This window comes from Ruegeria sp. AD11(2025), assembly GCF_056542405.1.
On sequence record NZ_JBQFZU010000102.1, the window covers coordinates 1 to 1,455 of the forward strand.

1 protein-coding gene is annotated in these 1,455 nt (G+C 63.0%); it reads left to right on the forward strand.

What is annotated here, in order from left to right; translation table 11 throughout:
- Positions 1-1,449, forward strand: coding sequence for a mannose-1-phosphate guanylyltransferase/mannose-6-phosphate isomerase (locus ACR1XY_RS24490; RefSeq protein ID WP_480597405.1), 1,449 nt, complete (start codon positions 1-3; stop codon positions 1,447-1,449).
- The last annotated feature ends 6 nt before the right edge of the window (positions 1,450-1,455 follow it).

Below are 1,455 nucleotides of genomic sequence, written 5' to 3' on the forward strand. Positions count from 1 at the left end.
ATGTTGATTACGCCCATCCTCCTTTGCGGAGGTTCTGGAACCCGTTTGTGGCCCTTGTCGCGTAAGAGCTATCCTAAACAATTTGTGTCTCTTATCGGCGATGAAACCCTGTTTCAGGCCTCTGCGCGGCGGCTGTCCGGTGCCACGGACGGGCTGACATTTGCGGCCCCGATGGTTCTGACCAACTCGGATTTCCGGTTCATCGTGGCCGAGCAGCTGCAGGCCGTCGGAATCGATCCCGGTGCCATTCTGATCGAGCCCGAGGGGCGCAACACCGCCCCCGCCGTGCTGGCTGCGGCGCTGCGCGCCCATGCTGAGGACGCGGATGCCGTGTTGCTGGTGGCGCCCTCTGATCATGTTGTTCCCGATGCCGCCGCATTTCAGGCGGCGGTTGCCCGCGGGATGGACGCCGTGGCGCAGGGGCAGCTGGTGACCTTCGGGATCACCCCGACGCATCCGGAAACCGCCTATGGCTATCTCGAACTGACAAGCGCGGCAAACGGCGACGGGTCCCCCGTCCCGCTAAAGCAGTTTGTCGAAAAGCCGGACCTGGCGCGCGCGACCCAAATGCTGGAAGCCGGAAATTTCAAATGGAACGCTGGCATTTTCCTGTTCCGCGCAACCGATATCATCGCCGCTTTCAAGGCCCATGCGCCCGCGCTGATGCAGCCGGTACAGGACGCGTTGAACGACGCCCAGACCGATCTTGGATTCCTGCGGCTCGCGCCCGAACCGTGGGGGCAGGCCGAGGACATCTCGATCGACTACGCGGTCATGGAAAAGGCCGATAACCTGTCCGTCGTTGCGTTTGAAGCGGCGTGGTCCGATCTGGGCGGCTGGGACGCGGTCTGGCGTGAAAGCGGGCCGGATGCCGACGGTGTGGTGACCAGCGGTGGCGCGACTGCGATCGATTGTCAGAACTCGCTGTTGCGGTCGGACAGCGAGCAGCTGGAGGTTGTTGGCATCGGGCTGGACAACGTCATCGCGGTGGCGATGAACGACGCCGTGCTGGTTGCCGACAAGTCCCGGGCCCAGGACGTCAAGAAAGCGGTTGCCGCCCTGAAAGAGAAAGGGGCAGCGCAGGCGACCCAATTCCCCAAGGATCACCGCCCCTGGGGCTGGTTCGAAAGCCTTGTGGTCGGCGACCGGTTCCAGGTGAAGCGCATTCACGTCCATCCCGGCGCCGCGTTGAGCCTGCAGAGCCATTTCCACCGGTCCGAGCATTGGATCGTAGTCGAAGGAACGGCCCGCGTGACCATTGACGACCATCAGCAATTGGTGACCGAAAACCAGTCGGTCTATATCCCGCTGGGCGCCGTGCACCGGATGGAAAACCCCGGCAAGGTACCGATGGTTCTGATCGAGGTTCAGACCGGCGCCTATCTCGGAGAGGACGACATCGTCCGATACGAGGACGTCTACGCCCGAGGCCAAGGCGCAAAGGGCTGAACAGCC

Coding starts and splice junctions, on each gene's coding strand:
- ACR1XY_RS24490 (WP_480597405.1), top strand. CDS start 1: ATGTTGATTACGCCCATCCTCCTTTGCGGAGGTTCTGGAACCCGTTTG.